At 61.4% G+C, this 14,814-nt stretch carries 14 protein-coding genes and 1 pseudogene; 3 read left to right on the forward strand and 12 right to left on the reverse strand.

What is annotated here, in order from left to right; all coding sequences use genetic code 11:
• Positions 1 to 10 precede the first annotated feature (10 nt).
• From LCF60_RS11765 to LCF60_RS11805, 9 genes and pseudogenes are all read right to left on the reverse strand, one after another.
• A complete protein-coding gene (locus tag LCF60_RS11765) occupies positions 11 to 1,258 on the reverse strand; it encodes an extracellular solute-binding protein (RefSeq protein ID WP_292291981.1) in 1,248 nt (415 codons plus the stop codon).
• A gap of 203 nt (positions 1,259 to 1,461) precedes the next feature.
• Positions 1,462 to 2,442: an aldose epimerase family protein gene (locus tag LCF60_RS11770; protein ID WP_292291982.1), complete on the reverse strand. Its 981-nt coding sequence runs from the start codon at positions 2,440 to 2,442 to the stop codon at positions 1,462 to 1,464.
• A 71-nt stretch (positions 2,443 to 2,513) separates the two neighbouring features.
• Positions 2,514 to 2,711: pseudogene (locus LCF60_RS11775) on the reverse strand (dihydroxy-acid dehydratase); the annotation flags it as partial.
• A gap of 4 nt (positions 2,712 to 2,715) precedes the next feature.
• Positions 2,716 to 3,540 carry a carbohydrate ABC transporter permease gene (locus tag LCF60_RS11780; protein ID WP_292291984.1) on the reverse strand — a complete coding sequence of 275 codons (825 nt, stop codon included), beginning with the start codon at positions 3,538 to 3,540 and terminating at the stop codon, positions 2,716 to 2,718.
• On the reverse strand, positions 3,537 to 4,421 hold the full coding sequence (locus LCF60_RS11785; protein ID WP_292291985.1) for a sugar ABC transporter permease: 885 nt from the start codon (positions 4,419 to 4,421) through the stop codon (positions 3,537 to 3,539). The genes LCF60_RS11780 and LCF60_RS11785 overlap by 4 nt, the downstream gene beginning before the upstream one ends.
• A gap of 64 nt (positions 4,422 to 4,485) precedes the next feature.
• The gene (locus tag LCF60_RS11790) at positions 4,486 to 5,763 is read right to left on the reverse strand and encodes an extracellular solute-binding protein (protein WP_292291987.1); all 1,278 of its coding nucleotides are present in this window, start codon (positions 5,761 to 5,763) and stop codon (positions 4,486 to 4,488) included.
• Positions 5,764 to 5,792: 29 nt separating this feature from the next.
• A complete protein-coding gene (ugpC, locus tag LCF60_RS11795) occupies positions 5,793 to 6,878 on the reverse strand; it encodes a sn-glycerol-3-phosphate ABC transporter ATP-binding protein UgpC (protein ID WP_292291988.1) in 1,086 nt (361 codons plus the stop codon).
• Positions 6,879 to 6,909: 31 nt separating this feature from the next.
• Complete coding sequence (locus LCF60_RS11800; protein WP_292291990.1) at positions 6,910 to 8,427, reverse strand: alpha-N-arabinofuranosidase; 1,518 nt, start codon at positions 8,425 to 8,427, stop codon at positions 6,910 to 6,912.
• A 71-nt stretch (positions 8,428 to 8,498) separates the two neighbouring features.
• Positions 8,499 to 9,458 carry a LysR family transcriptional regulator gene (locus LCF60_RS11805; RefSeq protein WP_292291991.1) on the reverse strand — a complete coding sequence of 320 codons (960 nt, stop codon included), beginning with the start codon at positions 9,456 to 9,458 and terminating at the stop codon, positions 8,499 to 8,501.
• Between the two features lie 323 nt (positions 9,459 to 9,781).
• Between LCF60_RS11805 and LCF60_RS11810 the strand changes: the two genes are divergently transcribed.
• The 3 genes from LCF60_RS11810 to LCF60_RS11820 all read left to right on the forward strand — a co-directional run bounded on the left by LCF60_RS11810 (position 9,782) and on the right by LCF60_RS11820 (position 11,445).
• Positions 9,782 to 9,889 carry a hypothetical protein gene (locus LCF60_RS11810; protein ID WP_292292016.1) on the forward strand — a complete coding sequence of 36 codons (108 nt, stop codon included), beginning with the start codon at positions 9,782 to 9,784 and terminating at the stop codon, positions 9,887 to 9,889.
• A gap of 134 nt (positions 9,890 to 10,023) precedes the next feature.
• Positions 10,024 to 10,719, forward strand: a complete 696-nt coding sequence (locus LCF60_RS11815; RefSeq protein ID WP_292291993.1) for an NAD(P)H-binding protein — start codon at positions 10,024 to 10,026, stop codon at positions 10,717 to 10,719.
• A 33-nt stretch (positions 10,720 to 10,752) separates the two neighbouring features.
• A complete protein-coding gene (locus LCF60_RS11820; RefSeq protein ID WP_292291994.1) occupies positions 10,753 to 11,445 on the forward strand; it encodes a DUF4386 domain-containing protein in 693 nt (230 codons plus the stop codon).
• A gap of 46 nt (positions 11,446 to 11,491) precedes the next feature.
• On the opposite strand, the gene LCF60_RS11825 is transcribed toward LCF60_RS11820, so the two are convergent.
• Genes LCF60_RS11825 through fabI form a run of 3 tightly spaced genes read right to left on the reverse strand, consistent with a single transcriptional unit; the run spans position 11,492 to position 14,809 of the window.
• Positions 11,492 to 12,643 carry an acetate/propionate family kinase gene (locus LCF60_RS11825; protein WP_292291995.1) on the reverse strand — a complete coding sequence of 384 codons (1,152 nt, stop codon included), beginning with the start codon at positions 12,641 to 12,643 and terminating at the stop codon, positions 11,492 to 11,494.
• Complete coding sequence (locus LCF60_RS11830) at positions 12,640 to 14,046, reverse strand: bifunctional enoyl-CoA hydratase/phosphate acetyltransferase (RefSeq protein WP_292291996.1); 1,407 nt, start codon at positions 14,044 to 14,046, stop codon at positions 12,640 to 12,642. The genes LCF60_RS11825 and LCF60_RS11830 overlap by 4 nt, the downstream gene beginning before the upstream one ends.
• A complete protein-coding gene (gene fabI / locus LCF60_RS11835) occupies positions 14,036 to 14,809 on the reverse strand; it encodes an enoyl-ACP reductase FabI (RefSeq protein ID WP_292287360.1) in 774 nt (257 codons plus the stop codon). Before fabI ends, LCF60_RS11830 begins: the two co-directional genes overlap by 11 nt.
• Positions 14,810 to 14,814 lie beyond the last annotated feature (5 nt).

Below are 14,814 nucleotides of genomic sequence, written 5' to 3' on the forward strand. Positions count from 1 at the left end.
GATCAGGGGTTCAGTTGTAGTAGCCGCGGCTGGCAAGCAGTTCCTCTGTCTCGGCTGCAGCCTGGTCGAGCGCCTCCTGGACCTCGGCCTCGCCGGTCACCGCGCGCAGAATGTGGCGCGTGACGATCTCGCCGACATCGTTGAAGTCGGGCATGGCCGGGAAAGCCTTGCCGCTTTCAAGCGCCGCGCGGGCCGCCGGATACCAGCGGTATTGCTGTGCCAGGTCGGCGTTTTCCAGCACGGAAAGCCGTGGCGGCATGGCGTATTTCGCACCTTCCTGCATGCTTTCCTTGCTTGCCGCTTCTGCCATCATCTTGAACATCTCCTCCCGGTCGGCAGAGGAAAAGGCCGAGATGGCAAAGCCGTCATTGGCGACACGCGCGCCACCTCCCGGAGGGGCCACCCAGTCGATTTGACCAACCACCCGTGACTGTTCGGGATTGTCCATCGCCGCGGCGCGCGTGAACCATTGCAGGCCCATTGCCGCCAGACCCTGTTGCAGGTTTATGGTGGATTCGTCGTTTGCATGCGCCGTGAAGCCGCGTGGCGCGTATTCCGACATCTCCTTGAGCTTTGTGATCGCCTCGACACCGGCTGCATTGTTGAAGATTGGCTTCCAGTTGGCGTCGAACCAGCCATCACCGATGGCATTGATGTACCAATGCGCCTCGTTCAGGGCGGCATCCACGGGCTTCAGCGACATGATCGTGCCGGCCATGCGGGCCGAATCCAGCTGGGCCGCGAGTGCCATGTATTCTTCCATGGTCTGCGGTGGCGCGACGCCGGCATCTTCGAGGAGGTCCTTGCGATAGAAGAACAGTTCGGTGTTGGTCAGGATCGGCATCGCATAGATCTTGCCGTCAAAGCTGACCGCGTCGATCACCGATTGTGGAAAATCGTCGAGATCATATTCATCCTGGTATTTCTCCCAGAGGTCGTCGATGGGCTCGAGCCAACCATTTGACGCAAAGCGCCGGAAGGACGAGTCGTTGAGATAAAGAACGTCAATGGCGTCGGATTCCGCCGACATCGTGATCGAGGCCAGCTCCAGTTGCTTGTCGATCGGCATCAGTTCGACGCTGACCCTGCCTTCAGGCAGCGCGTCGATCATCTGTTGGGTGTAGTATTCCAGCGCCGGTTGGCGGTGGCTGATGACGCGGATGGCATCCTGCGCCACCGCGCTGGACGCGATCGAGGAAAGAAGCAAGGCCGCGGTCGCGCCCTTCACCTTCCTGGTAACACTAAGGCGATTTGTCATGTCTTTCTCCCTTGGACGTTATGAGCCGAGCCTTCCTCCTGCCCGGCGGTTTCCGATCTGCTCGTCAGGTCCTCCTTGCCCGGATCACGCGGTATGTCCGCTTTGGATTGGCGCAAGAAACTTCCTTGGTCACAGGTCCCCCCTCAACTGGAGTTCAGGTTGTCGGGCACATGATTGCCCTGCATGAGCTGATATCGACGTGCTCAAGCGCCCTCCTTTCGGATGAACCGAAATCGGGATGTTTGGCGGAACTGCGTGCCGGGCCGCAGCGCGATCGACGGAAAATCAGCGTGGTTGGGTGCATCAGGCCAATGCTGCGGCTCCATCGCGACTCCGGCATGCCGCCCGTAGGGCAGGCCATGATGCCCTCTGGCGGGGGCCGTGTTCAGGCGCGCGGCGTCGTACACCTGCAGCCCCGGCGCATCCGTTTCAATGATCATTGCAAGTGTATCGGTTTCGAGCCGTGCGACGGGGCGCATGCCTTTGCTATTGAGGCAGAAATTCGTGTCCAGGTCGATCATCGCGGGCAACGGGGTCGCTTGGCGCAGGTCGTAGGGCGTGCCCTCTACGGCCATGATGTCGCCGGTCGGAACGAGCGCATCATCGACTGGAAGGTAGGTGTCGGCATCGATTTGCAGCCGGTGCCCTGCCAGCCCCGTGCCGTTCAGCGACCAATATCCGTGAAACGCCGGGTTGAAGAACGTTGCGCGCTCGCTCTGCCCCGTGATGTCGATCTCAAGGGCGCCCTCGGGATCGAGCGCATATGTCACCCAAATGTCGATTGGACCAGGCAGCCCCCCCGCGCCATCGGGAACCCCAAGTCGCAAGGTCACGCTGTGTGCTCCTCTTTCGGCGACGGTCCAGACCTGTTGCGAAAGACCGTTGAGACCACCATGCAGCGCGTTGCCGTTTTCATTCACGTCAAGCTGCAACACATCGCCATCCAATGGCGCGCGCCCCCCGGCGATCCGGTTGGCGACCGGCCCCACGATCGCACCGAAATAGCGCATTTGCGATAGGTAACTTTCGATATCCGGGCTACCGAGCGCCAAGGACGCATCGATCCCGTCGAGATGAAATCGGCACAACGTCGCGCCATAGGTCATGACAAGCGCCCGCGCGGGGCCGTTGGTGATCTCCACGCCTTGGATCTCGTTGCCGTCAGGCGTCGCGCCGAGGATCATTGTCTTGCCTCGGGAAACCGATCGATCGCCAGGTCCTGGTCAGAGCGACCGGCGATGGCCGGCACGTGCTGGTCCCGCAGGTGGCCACTGCAGGGCGTCGTGTCCGACCAGGTGTTCACGATCCCGATCACCGGCCGCCCGTCGAACAGGTGATCCGGATAGCCCTGGTTCTTCCTCCAGCCCAGCTGGCAGATCACGTTCTTGGCGGCACCCCGGTACCATTCCTGAGACCGCAGTTCGCGTGGCCATTCGGCAGGTTTGAATGTCATGCCTTTATCCCTTTACACCGGCCGATATCATGACAGCTTCGGTAACGCGTTTCTGGAAGATGAGGTAACCGATGATCACGGGGGCGGCGGCAAGCAGAGCCAGCGCCATCATTCGGGCATAGGCCACGCCGAAAGCATCATTGACCTGGGTGATCCCCACCGGGATCGTCATCATGTCCTCGCTCGTGACGACCAGGAAAGGCCAGAAGAAATTGTTCCAGGTGGTGATGAAGGTGATGATCGCCAACGCCGCCGTGATCCCCCAGTTGAGCGGCAGGTAAAGCTTGAAAAGCAGGGTGAATTCCCCGCCGCCATCCAGAAGCACGGCCTCGCGCATTTCCTTGGGTATCGCGTCGAAGAACTGTTTGTAGACGATCACCACGACCGGCACGATCAGCTGCGGCAGGATGATGCCCCACCAGGTGTTGACCAGCCCCAGATCGCTCATCAGGATGAATTGCGCGACGTAGAGCGCGGGCACGGGGACCATGAAGCTGGCCACGACCAGAAGGTAAAGCGTCTTGCGTCCGGGAAAGCGCAGCTGCGACAGGGCATAGGCGCACATCATGCCGGTCACCAGGACGATCGCGGTTGTGATCACCGAGGTCGCCACGGAGTTGAGGTACCAGATCGGAAGTTTCGAGGTCGACAGGACCTCGACATAGGCCGAAATGTTCAACTCGTCGATGAAAACGCCGGCATCCGAGACGATACGGTTTTCGCTGCGCAACGATGTGGTCAGCGCCCAGTAGAGCGGGAAGATCCAGATCATCGCCGCGATCAGGACGAGACCGGAGAAAGCGAAGTTGCGTGCGCGTCTGGCGGTCATTTGCGTCCTCCGATGCGCAGCAGTTGAAATTGCAGGACCGATACGATGACGATGACCAGAAACAACACCATCGCGATGGCCGAGGCATAGCCGCCGTTGTTCAGCTGGAACGCCTCGCGGTACATCTGCATGAGAACGACATAGGACGAGTTGAACGGCCCCCCGTTGGAGAGCAGGTAGACCTGATCGAACAGCTTGAGTTGCAGGATGAGCTGCAAGGTCAGCACGAGTGCGGTCACGGGCCAAAGCAGCGGCCAGGTCACGCGCCAGAACCTTTGCCACGGTGTTGCGCCGTCAAGCGACGCGGCTTCGTAGAGATCCTCCGGGATGTTGCGAAGGCCCGCAATCAGCAAAAGAACGTTGAACCCGTTGGTCCACCAGATCGTGACAACCGCAATCATCGGCATGACCCAATAGGGATTCCTGAAAACAGGCACCGGTTTTCCGGTCACGGCCGCGATCAGAGGCTGCAGGATGCCGAACTGGAAATCCAGCATCCAGGCCCAGATCAGCGTGACCACCGAGACCGGCAGGACATAAGGAAGAAAGAACAGCGTCAGCACCAATGCCTGCATCCGGCCCTTGAGCTTGCTCACCGCGAGCGCGATGAGCAGCGCGATCACCGTCGTCGGCACAACAGTCAGCAGCACGAAGTAGAGGTTGTTCCAGAGCGATGTGAAAAACAGCCGGTCATTCAGCAGCTTGGCGTAGTTGGCCAGTCCGATCCACTGCCCGTCACCGATCAGCGGGGCGTCAGTGAAGCTGAGCGCGATGACCTTGTAGGTCGGATAAAGGAAGAAAATCAGGAAGACGAACAGGAAAGGCGCCGTCAAAAGGCCAGCGGCCCGAAGCTCGCGGCGGCGTCGTTTCGCTTTCGACATGGCGGCCTCCTCCCCCTGCAGGCTTTGGCCGGGGGCGCCCAAGGGCGCCCTCCGGTAAGGTTGATCAGTTCAGCAGGCCTTGCAACTGATCCTTCATTTGCGCAGCGGCGTCCTCGGCGCTGAGGAAACCGTGCACCGCGGGCGCGATCAGATTGTCGACGGCGTCATAGATCGGCGAGGCGACACCGGCGATCTTTGACCGGGGATCGAAGGCCGCATTGTCGGCAAGCGATGCATAGGTCGCGTTGGGTTCGAGCGCGGCATATTCGTCGCTCTGCACCGTCGGCTTGTAAGCCGGGATGTGACCCGCACCTGCCCAGGCCAGCGAATGCTCTTGCATCCAGCCGATGACGGTCAGGACGGCATCCCGCATCTCTTCGCTCATCTCGGGATCATTCGGAATGGCGAAAGCGTGGGAATCCGCCCAGGTCGCAGGCTGGTCCATCATCTGGGGAACTTCGTTGGCGAACCATTCAAAGCCCAGCGTTCCGGCTTCGGTTTGATCCTTGAATGTGGGCACTTCCCACACGCCATTGATGTGAAGCACGGACTTATTGCCCGAGAAGAGTGCGACCCCTGCCTCGTAGGAGGCCTGTTCCGGGATCAGACCCGCCGACCGCCAGTCGGCCATGGCCTGAATGGCGGTCACGGCCTTGTCGAGGTTGTCGCCTGCCAAGACTTCGCCATCAGACAAGATCTCGCCGCCCTGCTGGCTGAACAGGGTGTAGAACATCCGCCATGTGCCACCGCCGCCCGATGTCTGATAGCTCAGCGGATCGGAGAAGCCATTTTCCTTGGCCCAGTTCAGCATCTCGGTCATGGCTTCGATGGAATTCAGGTTGGTCAGGTTGCCATCCTCGTCGAGCCACTTCGTTCCTTCCAGCGCGGTGCGGTTGTAATGCGCGACGATGGAGTGGATATCGAAGGGGATCGCCATCAGCTGGCCATCATCGGTGGACGCGGCAGTGATCGACGCTTCGAAGAAATCGCTCTTGGAAAGACCTGCGGTTTCCAGATCCTCCGCCGTAATCGGTGAAAGGACGTCTTCTTCCAACGCCAGTGGCAGGCGTGAGAGGTGATAGGTCATGATGTCCGGCCCCTGACCGACCGCGACCGCAGTGCGCACCTTGGTGTAGAAAGGCAGGCCCCATTCCAGCGTCGTGCCGCTGATTTCGATGTCGGGATGTTCGGCATTGAACTCGTCGATCAGCGCCTTCATGCGGACACCGTCGCCGCCGGCGAGGAAATCCCACCATTCGACTTCGACCTGAGCCCAGGCCGGGCTGGACAAGCCCACGACAAGTGCCGTGGTCGCCGCGAGTTTGGAAATAACATTTTTCATTTCAGTCCTCCTCCATGTTGTCAGTCAGTTCACCGGATACGTTCGCCTTCGGTGTCGAAGACGAAGACGCGCCCCGGTTCGGGCGTGACGGTCTGTACTGTGCCATGCATGCCGTGCCGTACGCCGGCCTGTTGGAAAATCACCGCATCGCCGCCTTCCAATGTGCCGTGCTGATACGAGACACCTCCCAGTTCCTCGGCGACATCGACGGTAACGCGCAGGCCCTCCGACTGGCTCACGATCAGATGCTCGGGCCGCACGCCCAGTTCGACCGATGCGCCCTTCGAGGGTGGCTGCGAGAGCGGCACGTCCAGGGTCAGGTCGGGCTGCCCGGTCAGGCGGACGACGACGCCATCTTCGCTTCGGTCCTCGATGGTCGCGCTGAAGAAATTCATCGACGGTGATCCGATGAACCCGGCGACAAACCGGTTCGAAGGGTCGTCATAAAGGTCCAATGGAGCGCCCGATTGCTGGACATGGCCGCCCTGAAGCACAAAGATCGTGTCTGCCAGCGTCATCGCTTCGACTTGATCGTGGGTGACATAGATCATCGTGGCGCCGAGCTTTTGATGCAGGCGCGCCAGTTCCAGACGCATCTGGACCCGCAGTTCTGCATCGAGGTTCGACAACGGTTCATCAAACAGAAAGACATCCGGCGCGCGCACGATGGCGCGGCCAATGGCAACGCGCTGGCGCTGCCCTCCCGACAATTGCGCCGGCTTCTTTTCCAGATGCTCCGCCAATTGCAGGATGCCGGCGGCTTCGCGGACTTTGCCGTCGATCTCTGCCTTGGGACGCTTGGCCAAGCGCAGGCTGAATGCCATGTTCTCGTAGACCGACAGATGGGGATAGAGCGCATAGGATTGGAACACCATGGCCACGCCACGATCCGCCGGGTCTTCGTTTGTGACGTCGCGATCACCGATGAAGATCTCACCGTCGCTCGTCTCTTCCAGCCCCGCGATCATGCGCAGAAGCGTCGACTTCCCACAGCCCGACGGCCCGACAAATACGGCAAACTGACCCCGCTCGATGTCCATGTCGACGCCGCGAATGACGTCGACTGCGCCAAAGTTCTTTTTGACCGACTTCAAATGGACGCCGGTGGCTTTCATGACCACGTCCCCCTTGTCTCCCGAGCCACGCTTACCCAACCGACAGTCGGATCATGCTGTATGAGAAGGCCGGCAATTCGCCCTTGATGCCGCCATCCCCGACAGCCAGTTTTTCGCCGTTGCGTGGTTTGATCCTGTCGGGCGCGTCGCTGGTGTTGGCGATGCGGGCCTCGGCGCTGTCACCGCCGATCACCTTGTGCTCGACCAACTGCAGTCCCTCGAAGCCTTGCAGGGCCACGTCCAACTCCATCGTGTCTTCCGGGTTGCGGTTGATGGCAAAGATCGTGATCGACGCGCCGTCCGGCGCCAGAACTGCCGCGACATCCAGGTAATTCACGTCCTGAGCGGCGTCCGCGTCATAGCGCGGCCCGTCCACCGCCACGTTCAGCGCGGTTCCGCGACCATGGAGGCTGGCGAACTGGTAGGGATAATAGATCGACGTGGCCCAGGCGGCGCCCCCCCGTTCGGCGCGGATGGGCGCGATGACATTTACAAGCTGCGCGATGCAGGCGATCTTGACCCGATCGGACCGGCGAATGAATTCGTTCAGCAAGCCGCCGACAAAGATCGCATCCTCGAGGTTGTAGTCCTCTTCGAGCAAAGCAGGAGCTTCGGGCCAATCCCAGGATTTCCAGTTCTTGGCGTCCTGCTCGCGTTTATGGTACCAGACATTCCATTCGTCGAAACAGATATAGACATCGTTCTTGGCCCGTTTCTTGGCCTTAACATAGTCGATGACCCCGCCGATGGCCTGGATGTAGCGTCCGGTTTCCTCGATCTTGGCGAAGTAGTTAAGGGGATTGTGGCTGCTGTTGCCGAAGTACTTGTGCAGCGAGATGTAATCGACGTTCTCGTAGCACTCTTCGAGCACCTGGCGTTCCCAGTCGGGATAAGTCGGCATACCGTCGTTGGAGGATCCGCAGACAACGGTCTCGATGCCGCCGCCGAAGGCCTTGACCGCCTTCGATGTTTCGTCCGCAAGCCGACCGTATTCCTTGGCCTCCTTGTGGCCGATCTGCCAAGGGCCGTCCATCTCGTTGCCAAGGCACCACATCTTCACGTCATATGGTTCTTCGACTCCATGACTGCGGCGCAGGTCGCTCCAGTAGGTGCCCGAATGGTGGTTGCAGTATTCGACGAAATTGCGTGCCTCTTCGATACTCCGGGTCCCGAGATTGACCGCCAGCATCATCTCGATATCGGCATCCTTGGCCCACTGGGCGAATTCATTGATCCCGACCTGGTTCGTTTCCTTGGACCGCCAGGCAAGGTCGAGGCGCACCGGGCGGTCTTCCTTCGGGCCGATCCCGTCTTCCCACTTGTAGGCCGAAACGAAATTGCCGCCCGGATAGCGGATGGCCGGAATGCTGAGAGCCCGGACAAGGTCAAGAACATCCTGCCTGAAACCGTGCGCATTGGCCGTCGGATGATCGGGCTCGTAAATGCCGCTGTAGATTGCCCGACCCATATGCTCGATAAAGGCAGAGTAGAGCCGGTCGTCGATCTGCGCGAGCGCAAAATCCCGGTTGATCGTGGCACGAGCCTTCATATCCCCTCCCAGTGGCAAATGTCGTTTTTTGCCAATTTACGGGCAGTTCGCCTTAACAAACAATTTACATTTCAATCTATCGCGTTGACAGAATTGGTAATTACCTGATTGCCGGCCTGATCCCGGACATGGTCAAGAAGGCGCTGCGCGGCTGCCGACAGCAATCGGTCTCTGGGGCAAAGGATGTGATAAGGTTCGATCGTTATTGGTCTGGCCATGTTCAGCAACACGAGGTCAGCACTGTAGGGCGGCGACAGCAGGAGGTCGGCCACTTCTTCAGTAACAACCGCGATCACGTCAGAATGGCGCAGCATGGCCATGATCGCGACCACCGAGGCAGTCTTGATCAGACGGGCCGGGATGTCTGTGCCTTCTTCATGGAACGCGATTTCGACTGCATGGCGGATCGGTGCGCCACGATCCTGCATGGTCCACAGGTAGTTCCGTAAATCTCGCAGGCGCACCGGCCCGGAATCGGCCACGGGATGTTCCCGCCGCACCATCAGCAAGACGGACTCCCGGCCTGCGGGATGGATGTCGAGGTCGCGCGAATAGTCCTTGGGTCCCAGACGGCTCAAGGTGAAATCATACTCTCCTGCCTCAAGCCCGCGCATCAGCTGCGCCGACGATGCGACATCCAGCGAGACATCGACCAATGGCACATGTCGGTGAAGCTCCAGGATCGCGGGGATCAAGACGCCCAGGGCGCCTCCTGTCACCGCCCCAACGCGGACGCTTCCGCCGGAGCCGTCGAGGTGGGCCGTGAAGTCCTTCGTCATCTGGTCGATGTCGTGCACCAGTTTCCGCGCGTGATTGGCCAGCACGTCACCCGCGGGCGTGACGAGCATGCCTTTCGGGGTCCGTTCGAACAGGACCGTGCCCAGCTGCGTCTCCATGTCCGCCAGCATGCGCGATGCGGCTGGCGTGGTCATCGAGCAGGCATCGGCTGCAAGGCTTAACTTGCCCAGCCGCGCCACGGCAGCGATCAATCGCAATTGGACAGGGCGAAGAGAACGAAGATATGAGGTCATGCGCGTTGTTGATCCGTGGAGGCCATACCTGAAGCGATGTCAGCGTCGATACCATTGCGTCCTGACGATTTCGACAGACGATCGGTCCGAGACGCTGTCTTTGGCCGCCCTTGTCGAGCAGTATCACAAGCTGCCGGGGCGCGTCGCGGGAATCCGCCTTCCGCATCCAAGTGGCTTGCTCGGACCAGTCTTCTTCCCGCGGACGGCCCTTTCTTTCGCGTGCAGCGGCCACCGCGCGACGGATGAACGCCGAGTTGCCTGCGGTGTATTCAGCCATATCGGTTACGAAATCTTTGGCCCGGAGGAACTGCTGAATTTCGGAAATCGCGTTCCTGACCGGGTTTGCAGAGCAAAGCACCTTCAGTCGCGCATTCAAGCGCCGGTGCGGCGAGCCGCCGGGCAGCTTTCGCCGCAACGCGAAAGGCACCTGACGCGCCAAGACGCAATCCGGCAGAACCGGTCAAAAATTCGGCGGAAAGGGCCAATACCGGCCGGGGCCCGATACCGTAGACCCGATCCCATCGCAAAAGGGGCAACCCACGCCCGCACCACATGGGAGGTCGAAATGAAGCGCATCTGCATCATCGGAATATCGGGGAAGCTGGGGGTGTTCATGGCTCAGCATTGCCTCGCCAAGGGCTATGACGTGACCGGCCTCTGCCGACCGCAGAGCGCCTCCAAGCTTTCGACTTTCGGCGACAGCATCCGGCTGGTCACCGGCGACACCAGCGATCCTGCGACCATCGCGCGCGCCGTTCACCGCTGCGACGGGGTGCTGACCGTTCTCGTGCCTTGGGGCACGGATGGAATGGCCACGCGCACCGCGCGCGCCGTGCTGGACCATGCCGACCCCGGCGCGCGGCTCGTCTTTTCGATGGGCTGGCACGCTGCCCGAGACGCGCGCGATCACTACGCTTTGCCAGATCGGATCAGGACCGGGCTCATGGTGCTGGCCTCCCGGCTTGCGGGAATGGCCGACATCGCCGATCACAGGCGCGCAGCGGCTTTGGTCTACGCTTCGGAGCGCGACTGGACGGTCGTGCGCGCGGCCGACCTCGAGGACGGTGAGAGCGAAGGGCCGCCGGTCTGGTCACCCCATGTGGGCGACCCGCGTCTCAAATCGAAACGTCTGCGCCGCACGGATTTCGCAATGTTCATGGTCGGCGCGCTGACCGACCCCTCTCTCGTCCACCAAGCCCCGGCCATCGTCGGGCGCGGGAGGGCCCCCGTGGCCGAGCATGCCGAACCGGCATCGGCCTGATCGGACTGACATTGTACCCGAAAGGAGAACCAAGTGACCCATTTCACCCAATCCCCGGCGACACTCCGCCTTGCCGGACTGCTTTATCTTGCCATCATCATATGCGGGATCAGTGCCGAGATGCTGTTTCGCGGACCGCTTGTCGATACCGGCGACGCCGCCGCCACAGCAAGCGCCATTCGGGACGCGGTGGGCACCTTCCGACTGGCGATCGCGGCAGACATTCTCATGGCGGCTGCGGACGCGGCTCTGGCGATCCTGCTCTATATCATCTTTCGCCCGGTCGCTCCGGTGCTCGCGTTGGCCGCGATGGTGTTCCGGCTGATCCAGTCCGTGATAATCACCATGAACCTCATGCACATGCAATCCGCGCTGCTTCTGATCACCGGAGCGCCCGACTTCGCTGTGCTTCAGGCCGAGGAGATGGCCCTTCACGCCTTGAACCTGCACGCCCATGGCTATGACCTCGGGCTGGTCTTCTTCGCGATCAACAGCCTGCTGACCGGCGTCCTGATCTGGGTCTCAGGTCTGTTCCCGCGCCTTGTCGGGGCCGGAATCGCCGCGGCGGGGATCGTCTACCTGATCGGAGGTTTCCTGAGATTCTTTGCACCTGCCCTGTTCGAAGCCTTCGCCCCCGCCTATGCTGTGACCGTGCTGGCCGAAGGCGCGTTCTGCCTTGTCTTGCTCTCGGGCTGGACCCGGCAACGGCGGATGCGGGCCGCTTGATGCCGGCGACCTGCGTGTTCGCATTCGTACCAAGTGAGAAAATCCATCAATCAGAACAGGCAGATACGGTAGCGCGGGCCATGATGCGTTCCTCGTCCGTGGGGATCACCAGGATGCGGGTTGCGCCGGATCCGATATCTCGGGATCCGGCGGGAGCGTCGGTGTCGATGCTCAACCCGAGATACTCCAACCCGTCAACGATGCTGCGCCGGATGATGTCTGCGTTTTCGCCGATGCCGCCGCAGAAGACCAGGGCGTCGAGACCTCCCAGAACGGCGGAGAGCGCACCGATCTCTCGTCTGGCGCGAAAGACGTAGTAGTCGATGGCCTCCCGGGCCTCGGACCGGTCGGACGCCAGCAATTCACGCATGTCGCTTGAGATGCCGGACAATCCCAGAAGCCCGCTTTCGGTGTAAAGCAGGGAGAGGACCTCTTTCGGCGTCATGCCCTTCTGCTCGATCAGGTGAAGCACCGCCCCCGGATCGATCTGACCACAGCGCGTGCCCATGGGCAGCCCGTCCAGAGCGGAGAACCCCATTGTGGAGCCAATGCTCTGGCCGCGCTGGACTGCGCACATGGATGCGCCGTTGCCCAGATGGGCGATGATGATGCGACCGGCGTGAAGCTCCGGTTCGTCGCGGGCGATGACGCCGGTAATGTAATCGTAGCTCAGACCGTGAAAGCCGTAGCGCCGTATGCCGTCCTCATAGAACCGGCGCGGCAGGGCGAAGGTGTCATTGACCCAAGGGTGCCCGCGGTGGAACGCGGTGTCGAAACAGGCGACCTGCACGGCGTCCGGAAACAGGTCTCGCGCCGCCGCTATCCCGGCAAGATTATGCGGTTGATGCAGGGGCGCCAGCGGGACCAAGTCGGTCAAGGCGGCTTCGATCTCGGGCGTGACGCGCACCGGGTCCGAGAAATCCGGCCCGCCGTGAACGACGCGGTGCCCGATTCCAGCGATCGTGAGCCCCTCGAGATACGGTGCCAGCGCATCAAGCACCGCGGCAAGCGCGTCGCGATGGGTCTGTGCGCTGCACGGTGTCGTCGTCGAGTTGTCTTCAGTCTGGAGCACCAGTTGCGGGGTACGACCGATGCCGTCCACCTGCCCCCCCACGCGCAGCGTTGCATCAACCGTGTCGTCATAAAGACCGAACTTGAGCGAAGACGACCCGGCGTTGAGCGTGAGGACCCCGTTCATGGACGCTGGGAGGCGTTGTAAAGCGCCGCGATTGCCGCAGAGGCAGTGCGGGTCTTTGCGTCATCGGCGCGGCTTGTCAGGATGATCGGCACACGTGCGCCCAGAACCACGCCAGCGGCTTCGGCGCCCGCGAGATACATCAGCTGCTTGGCGATCATGTTGCCGGCCTCGAGGTCGGGAGCGACCAGAACATCCGCCTGCCCTGCCACGGGGGACACGATGCTCTTGGTGGCAACGGCGCGCATCGAGATGGCATTGTCGAAGGCCAGGGGTCCGTCCAGAAGCCCTCCGGTGATCTGACCGCGATCCGCCATCTTGCACAGGGCGCCCGCTTCGATCGTGGATTGCATCCGCGGGTTGATGGTTTCGACCGCCGACAGGATCGCCACCTTCGGAACATCGATGCCAATGGCCCGCGCGAGGTCGATGGCGTTCTGGATGATGTCCGCCTTGGTCTCGAGGTCCGGCGCGATATTGATCGCGGCATCGGTGATGATCAGCGGTTTGGGATAGGTCGGCACGTCCATCACGTAGACATGGCTCATGCGGCGTTCGGTGCGCAGGCCGCCGGTCTTGGAGACAATGGCGGACATCACCTCGTCCGTGTGCAATGCGCCTTTCATCAGGGCCTGGGCTGCGCCGGCACGGATCAGATCGACGGCGGCCTCGGCTGCAGCGTGGCTGTGGGGCGTGTCGACAATCTTCAACCCCGAGATATCGAGGGCATGTTCGTCGGCAACGGCCCGAATCCGCGCTGACGGTCCCACCAGAATGGGCGAGAGAATTCCGAGATCGCGCGCTTGCAGGGCGCCTTCAAGCGAGGGCTTGTCGCATGGGTGAACAACCGCCGTCACCGTGGGATCCAGCGCCTGGGCACGGACCAGCATCTCGCCATGTGCCTTGCCGTGTCGGTGCATCACAAGATCGGGCATGGTCATGCGGGGCCGACGGATCTTGCGATCCGGGGCGATCACTCTGGCGACGCCCTCGATCACCGGCTTTCCATCGCCATTGGTACAGGTACAGGCAAGCGTCAGCCTGTGACGCTCCGGGTCGCGGTCCGTGACCTCGACGCGGACCACAACCGTGTCGCCAACACCGACCGGCTTCAGGAATTTCAGCGATTGCTCGAGATAGATTGTCCCCGGTCCAGGCAGTTGCGTGCCGAGCACGTTCGAGATCAGAGCACCGCCCCACATGCCGTGCGCGATCACCTTGTGAAAGATGTCGCCCTCGGCGAATTCGACGTCCACATGGGCCGGGTTCACGTCACCCGACACGACGGCAAACGCGTCGATATCCTGCGCCGTCAAAGTGCGCACCAGTTCTGCGGAGTCGCCTATCTTGATCTCGTCGAAGGGGCGATTTTCGATGTACCCCAGCGGTTCCGGGTCAGACAACATGATGTCCTCCGTCAATGAAAGCCGTGTTGCCGCTGACCGAGACCGCAAAGTCGGACACGAGACACGCAGCCATCGCGCCAACTTCTTCGATTGTGGTCAGGCGGTGCAGTGGTGCGCGCGTGCGAGCATCATCGATCAGTTCGTCAAAGTGATCAATGCCCGAAGCCGCACGCGTTTCCAACGGTCCGGGTGACAATGCGTTCACCCGGATGTTCTTTTCCCCAAGCTCCACCGAGAGATAACGTGTCGTGGCCTCCAAGGCGGCCTTGACCGGCCCCATGATGTTGTAGTTGCCGACGACTTTCTCTGCGCCATGATAAGAGACGGTCAGGATCGTCCCGCCATCCGCCATCAGTGGTTCCGCCCGCTTGGCGAGGCGGATCAGCGAATGCACCGAGACATCCATGGCCAGCGCGAACCCGTCCTGCGAACAGTCCACGACCCGCCCGTGCAGATCGTCGCGCGGGCAAAAGGCGATTGAATGCACCAGGAAATCGAGCTTGCCCCAGGTCTGTCGGATCTGCGTGAAGACAGTGTCCAACTGTGCGCTGTCCGTCACGTCGAGGGGCAAGAGCAAGTCAGCGTCCAGAGACGTCGCCACGGGTTCAACGTAGTGGAGCGCCTTTTCATTCTGGTAGGTCAGGCAAAGCCTTGCTCCGGACGCCCTGAACGCGGCGGCGCAGCCCGCTGCGATGGAGTGCTCGTTTGCAATGCCAACCACAAGCCCGACCTTGCCCTTGAGAAAGTCATTTTCAGGAAACATGCCGG

Source organism: Marivita sp., from assembly GCF_020055635.1.
Taxonomy (GTDB): domain Bacteria; phylum Pseudomonadota; class Alphaproteobacteria; order Rhodobacterales; family Rhodobacteraceae; genus Marivita.

Excerpts from the sequence above, each read along its gene's own strand:
- LCF60_RS11765 (WP_292291981.1), bottom strand. The coding sequence starts at position 1,258 with ATGACAAATCGCCTTAGTGTTACCAGGAAGGTGAAGGGCGCGACCGCG.
- LCF60_RS11770 (WP_292291982.1), bottom strand. The coding sequence starts at position 2,442 with ATGATCCTCGGCGCGACGCCTGACGGCAACGAGATCCAAGGCGTGGAG.
- LCF60_RS11780 (WP_292291984.1), bottom strand. The coding sequence starts at position 3,540 with ATGACCGCCAGACGCGCACGCAACTTCGCTTTCTCCGGTCTCGTCCTG.
- LCF60_RS11785 (WP_292291985.1), bottom strand. The coding sequence starts at position 4,421 with ATGTCGAAAGCGAAACGACGCCGCCGCGAGCTTCGGGCCGCTGGCCTT.
- LCF60_RS11790 (WP_292291987.1), bottom strand. The coding sequence starts at position 5,763 with ATGAAAAATGTTATTTCCAAACTCGCGGCGACCACGGCACTTGTCGTG.
- ugpC (WP_292291988.1), bottom strand. The coding sequence starts at position 6,878 with ATGAAAGCCACCGGCGTCCATTTGAAGTCGGTCAAAAAGAACTTTGGC.
- LCF60_RS11800 (WP_292291990.1), bottom strand. The coding sequence starts at position 8,427 with ATGAAGGCTCGTGCCACGATCAACCGGGATTTTGCGCTCGCGCAGATC.
- LCF60_RS11805 (WP_292291991.1), bottom strand. The coding sequence starts at position 9,458 with ATGACCTCATATCTTCGTTCTCTTCGCCCTGTCCAATTGCGATTGATC.
- LCF60_RS11815 (WP_292291993.1), top strand. The coding sequence starts at position 10,024 with ATGAAGCGCATCTGCATCATCGGAATATCGGGGAAGCTGGGGGTGTTC.
- LCF60_RS11825 (WP_292291995.1), bottom strand. The coding sequence starts at position 12,643 with ATGAACGGGGTCCTCACGCTCAACGCCGGGTCGTCTTCGCTCAAGTTC.
- LCF60_RS11830 (WP_292291996.1), bottom strand. The coding sequence starts at position 14,046 with ATGTTGTCTGACCCGGAACCGCTGGGGTACATCGAAAATCGCCCCTTC.
- fabI (WP_292287360.1), bottom strand. The coding sequence starts at position 14,809 with ATGTTTCCTGAAAATGACTTTCTCAAGGGCAAGGTCGGGCTTGTGGTT.